Below are 5,396 nucleotides of genomic sequence, written 5' to 3' on the forward strand. Positions count from 1 at the left end.
GCCCATAGGCGCGGCAGAGGGGATGGATTATAGCGCGGGTTTCAACACCGTGTTTAGTTCGCCTTGATTCCGGCAGCTTTCACGACTTTGCCCCAGCGGTCATATTCCTGCTGGGTGTATTCACCGAGCTTTGCCGGCCCCATGAACTCGGCTTCCGCGCCCTGTGCTTCGGCCTTTTTCCGGAAGTCATCGGTCTTCATGATGGTTTCGATCTTGCCGGCCAGCTTGTCGATAACGGCCTGAGGCGTACCTTTGGGCGCGTACATGGCAAACCACGACGACACCAGCAAGTCCGGATAACCCGCCTCAGCGACGGTCGGGACATTCGGCAATGACGCCAGGCGATTCGGCCCGGTCACTGCCAAGGCGCGGAGCTTGCCCGCAGCGATATGCCCCAGCAACGGCGGTGGAGTCGTGATCGTCATATCCACCGCACCACCCAGCAAATCGTTCAAGGCAGGCCCGGTGCCCTTGTACGGGATATGTGCGATTTTGATGTCCGCCATCTGCTTCAGCAACTCGGTCGCCACGTGCTGCAGAGCACCGTTGCCAGACGACGCGTAGTTCAGTTTGTCGGGATTGGCCTTGGCATAGGCGACCAATTCTTTTAAGGAATTAATCGGCAGACTCGGACGAATGACAATGACCTGCGGAGCGGACAAGATGTTGGCAATGGGCGCAAAATCCTTGATCGGATCCCAATCGGTGGGCTGCACATGCGGAGAAATCGCGTTGTATCCGGAGTACTGCAGCAACAAGGTATAGCCGTCGGGCGCAGCTTTGGCGACGGCTTGCGAGGCGATGCTGCCAGAGGCGCCAGGTTTGTTTTCCACGACGACGCTTTGGCCGAGGGCCTCGCCCAAGGGTTGTGCGATCAGACGCGCCGCCAGATCCGTCGTACCGCCGGGTGCTGCGGGAACGAGCAGCGTAACAGGACGATCGGGATAGTCGGCCAGCGCAATAGCGGGGCTGGCAGCGATAGCCAGGGTGGTAGCGGTCAAGCCAGCGCGCAGGGTTTTAGATAGCAAAGATAGATTCATGGACAAGGTCTCCTGATAGTTGTTCTGGACGATGTTGTTGGAATGATTCTGATGGCCAACTTGTTATGGGTAATGCCATGCGAAAGTTTTGATCTAGCTGAATACGCTGTTCAGCTAGATCACGCGCCCGCGATAGAGCACTGCGGAATACGTCACTACATACGGCTGATTACGCGTGGACGCCGTCAGCCGGCCCAAATTTTTCCGCCAACCATGCAGGCGGTTGGTGAGTCGCCAGCCGATGGCCTGCCGCCAGCAATGGGGTCGAGAATTCGCGCTGCACCAGTTGCGGCAACCCGCGCACGATGTTCAATAGCGGCTGCAACGACACGCCGGTTTTCACGCCCATGCACTCGAACATGTGCACGAGTTCCTCAGTGTTGACGTTGCCGCTGGCGCCTGGCGCATAGGGACAGCCGCCCAATCCGCCCACCGCTGCATCAAAACGCGTCACGCCGGTTTGCCAGGCAGCAATGGCGTTGGCGAGCGCCATGCCACGTGTGTTGTGCAAATGAATGGTGATGGGCAGACCCGGCAGTTCTCGCAATACGGTCTCGCACAGCGCCGCGACCTGGGTGGGATAGGCCATGCCGGTGGTGTCGCACAGCGTGATGCCAGCCGCGCCCGCCTCGGCCAGTTGATGGGCCAGACGCAGCACATCGTCCACGAGCACATCACCATCAAAGGGACAACCGAATACGGTAGACAGCGAGACGTTGCAAGGGGTCGAGGTGCCTTGTGCCGCATGCAGAATGCTGGTCAGCTCCGCCAGGGATTGATCGCGCGTCATACGCAGGTTGGCGCGGTTGTGTGTTTCGCTGCTGGACATCACCAGATTCATCTCCTGGGTGCCGACCTCAATGGCGCGCTCCAGGCCGCGGATGTTGGGAACCAGTGCGGTGTAGATGACATCGGGAGGCCGGCGAATACGGCGCATGACTTCTTGCGCGTCGGCCAACGCGGGAATGGCTTTGGGTGAGGTAAAGCTGGTGACTTCGATGCGTGAGAATCCGCAGTCGGAAAGCGCGTCGACCAAAGCGATTTTTTCTTCGGTAGGCACAAAGGCCTTTTCGATTTGCAGGCCGTCGCGCGGGCCGACTTCGTTGATTTCGATGCTGGGCGTACCGGTATTCATGCGATCACTCCGCGGGCGCGCAATTCGGCGCGTTGTTCTTCGGTCATCCCGGCGCCGGCGAGTACGGTATCGGTATGCTCGCCCAGGGTGGGCGCACGATCATGAATGGCGCCGGGGTTATCGGACAGGATGGGGAAAACGGCAGGCATTTCGACGCGAATGCCGCTGGCGCCCTCTATTTCAGCGATCGCGTTGCGCGCACGGTAATGCGGGTCGCGAGCGATGTCGGCGACCGAATAGATACGGCCGCTGGGAACGTCGGCCTCGCGCATGGCTTGCAGGACCTCGTCGATATCACGTTCCGCCGTCCAGGCGCTGATGGCACTGTCGATTTCGTGTACGCGGGCGGCACGGCCATCGTTGTGAGCCAGGCCGGGATCTTTGCCCAGATCATCGCGACCGATGCGAGACATCAATCGGGTGTAGATACCGTCGCCATTGCCGGCAATGAGCACGTAGCCGTCTTTGCAACGATAGGCATTCGAGGGCGCGATGCCCGGCAAGGATGCGCCAGACGGCTCGCGCACAGCACCAAAGGCGGTGTATTCGGGAAGCAGGCTTTCGGTCAAGTTGAACAGGCTCTCGTAGAGCGCTGCGTCGATGACCTGGCCTTGTCCACCGCGCGCATCGCGCTGATACAGGGCCAGCAGCACGCCCATTGCACCGTGCAGACCGGCGATGGTATCGCCCAATGAAAGTCCACCACGTACAGGAGCACGGCCAGGTTCGCCATTCAGATAACGCAGGCCAGCCATGGCCTCGCCAATCGCAGCAAAACCGGGCTCGCGGGCTTTGGGGCCGGTTTGGCCATAGCCGGATACGCGCAGCATGATCAGGCGTGGGTTGAGCTCGTGGAGTTCTTCCCAGGACATACCCCATTTTTCCATGGTGCCGGGGCGGAAATTCTCGATCAACACGTCAGCTTGGGCCGCCAGCAAACGAATGATTTCCTGGCCTTCTTTCTGGCGCAAATCTACGCAGACGGATTGCTTGTTGCGGGATTGGGCCTCCCACCAGACAGAGGTACCCTCATGCAACAATCGCCATTTACGCAGTGGATCGCCCAGGCCTGGCGGCTCGATCTTGACGACTTGCGCGCCGAAATCGGCCAAGGTTTTGGCGGCGAAGGGACCGGCGATCAGTTGCCCCAGCTCCAGTACGCGTATGCCCGCCAGAATTTGCCCAGCCATGTGTGTTCCTATGAAAGATGGATTGCAGCGGATGGGAGTGTGCGCGAAAGCGTGCGGCTCGGGAATTGTTCTTATAAGAAATGGGGTTTCCCAAACGAGAAAGGCCCGACTGACGGGCGGAGAAACCCGACGGAAAAACTAGGGAATGTACTAACCTGAGAACTCGCACAAAGAAACCCGCCTATTACCCAGCTTATGTCCTCGCCCGCTTTACCCGTCCTCTATTCGTTCCGTCGCTGCCCCTATGCGATGCGGGCACGATTGGCATTAGCCGCCAGTGGCCAGCATTGCGAATTACGCGAAGTGGTTCTGCGCGCGAAACCCGCGGAATTGCTGGCGGCCTCGCCCAAAGCCACTGTGCCGGTGTTAGTGCTGCCGGATGGAAAAGTGATAGACCAGAGTCTGGACATCATGCGTTGGGCCTTGACACAACATGACCCCGAATATTGGCTGACGCCAGATCGAGGCTCGACAACAGAGATGGAAGCGCTGATTCAGCAATGCGATGGAGCGTTCAAGACCGATCTGGATCGTTATAAATATCCTGGCCGTTATGAGAACGCCGATGCTCTTGCGCATCGCACCGCAGGGGCGAAATACTTGATGGAATTGGACCGCCGCTTGCAGGGGCAGGATTATCTGTTTGGTGCACGCCGCAGCCTGGCCGACATGGCCATCGCGCCCTTCGTGCGCCAATTCGCGCATGTCGACCAAGCATGGTTCGAGGCGCAATCTTGGCCTGCGTTGACGCATTGGTTAGAAGCCTTTCTGGCAGACGCGCGGTTTCAGCAAGTCATGGAAAAATACGCGCCGTGGGTATCCGGCACAGAAGGCATTTGCTTTCCTCATGACAACGAGTAGTCATCAACGCATGATGCCGGCCGAGTGGGCGAATCAATAGGCCTGTTTATACACGAGGCGGTCAGTCAATACCGCGTGATCCACGCCGCCTGCAATGCCCATGGATACGAGCCCCGCGTGCCTACACATTCGCACCCGCATCACTGCGCAGATGCGCCAACAACAACCGCGCTGCCACTGTCAGCGTATCCGCATCACGTACACCCAACAGCAACCATCGGTGCGCCCACTCATCCGTCAACGGGATCAAACGTATCGACATCGACCGCGCATGCGGCTCCGCCGCGATACGCGGCAACACCCCCACGCCCCCCGTCGCCACCACCATCCGACAGATCGCATCAAAACTGCGCACCTGAATCCGCAGCCGCATCGCCTTGCCCAATCGCGCACTTTCCTCGTTCAAGCGCGAGGCTAACGACGTCGACGGCGGCAGGCTGACATACTCATAATCCAGCGTTTGCGCGAATGCGATAGACGGTGAATTCGCCAGCGGATGACGCTGCGGCGCAATCAACACCAACTCATCCGGTCGATAAGGCACCGTCAACAATCCCTGCGCCGGCGTGCGATCCGCAAACACGCCGATATCCGCACGATTTTCCAAGACCGCCGTCACGATATCGGTGCTGTTCTGCTCTTCCAGATCGATCCGCACGGCCGGGTGCTCGTCCATGAACGCCGCCAGGTCCTCTGGCAAAAACTGCGTCAGCGACGACGTATTCGCAGCAATCCGCACCTGCCCCTTCACCCCTTGGGCAAAGTCGGACAAACTGCCCGCCATCTGCTCGACCTCTTGCAGCACACGCTGCACATGCACCAGACAAGCCTGCCCCGCATCCGTCAGTTCCACCCCCGCCGTATTCCGATACAGCAACGGTGTTCCCAACGCCGCCTCCAGATCCGAAATCCGCTTGCTCGCCGCTCCCACCGCCAAATGCGACAGCCGCGCGCCCGCAGAAATACTGCCCGCCCGCGCGACAGCGGCGAACAAAGCCAGCGTAGTGAGATCAAACCGAGCAACATTCATAGGCGAAATGCTACCCCAATAGCTATCGTCGCCCGTGCGCCGGGCTGGCCCAGCGAAACCCCTCCGACCCTATTGCCCATGAACGACCTCCAGAAGAACCACTCCCCCCCCGGGGAAATTCCCCCCGGGCCCTACTACAA

5 protein-coding genes are annotated in these 5,396 nt (G+C 59.7%); 1 reads left to right on the forward strand and 4 read right to left on the reverse strand.

Annotated features, from left to right (window positions below):
* Window positions 1-53: 53 nt before the first annotated feature.
* The 3 genes from ACNA0J_RS29600 to ACNA0J_RS29610 form a co-directional block, all read right to left on the reverse strand.
* Complete coding sequence (locus ACNA0J_RS29600; protein WP_415822593.1) at window positions 54-1,040, reverse strand: Bug family tripartite tricarboxylate transporter substrate binding protein; 987 nt, start codon at window positions 1,038-1,040, stop codon at window positions 54-56.
* 169 nt (window positions 1,041-1,209) lie between these two features.
* Window positions 1,210-2,175: a hydroxymethylglutaryl-CoA lyase gene (locus tag ACNA0J_RS29605; RefSeq protein ID WP_415822594.1), complete on the reverse strand. Its 966-nt coding sequence runs from the start codon at window positions 2,173-2,175 to the stop codon at window positions 1,210-1,212.
* Complete coding sequence (locus ACNA0J_RS29610) at window positions 2,172-3,365, reverse strand: CaiB/BaiF CoA transferase family protein (RefSeq protein ID WP_415822595.1); 1,194 nt, start codon at window positions 3,363-3,365, stop codon at window positions 2,172-2,174. The genes ACNA0J_RS29605 and ACNA0J_RS29610 overlap by 4 nt, the downstream gene beginning before the upstream one ends.
* Before the next feature lie 195 nt (window positions 3,366-3,560).
* On the opposite strand from ACNA0J_RS29610, the gene ACNA0J_RS29615 reads away from it, so the two are divergent.
* Entirely contained in the window at window positions 3,561-4,226 is a 666-nt protein-coding gene (locus ACNA0J_RS29615) for a glutathione S-transferase (protein WP_415822597.1), read from the forward strand.
* 121 nt (window positions 4,227-4,347) lie between these two features.
* On the opposite strand, the gene ACNA0J_RS29620 is transcribed toward ACNA0J_RS29615, so the two are convergent.
* Window positions 4,348-5,256 (reverse strand): LysR family transcriptional regulator, encoded by a 909-nt coding sequence (locus ACNA0J_RS29620; RefSeq protein ID WP_415822598.1) that lies wholly within the window; start codon window positions 5,254-5,256, stop codon window positions 4,348-4,350.
* Between the last annotated feature and the right edge of the window lie 140 nt (window positions 5,257-5,396).

This window comes from Bordetella tumbae, assembly GCF_965139195.1.
GTDB classification, from domain to species: Bacteria; Pseudomonadota; Gammaproteobacteria; order Burkholderiales; family Burkholderiaceae_B; genus Bordetella_A; species Bordetella_A tumbae.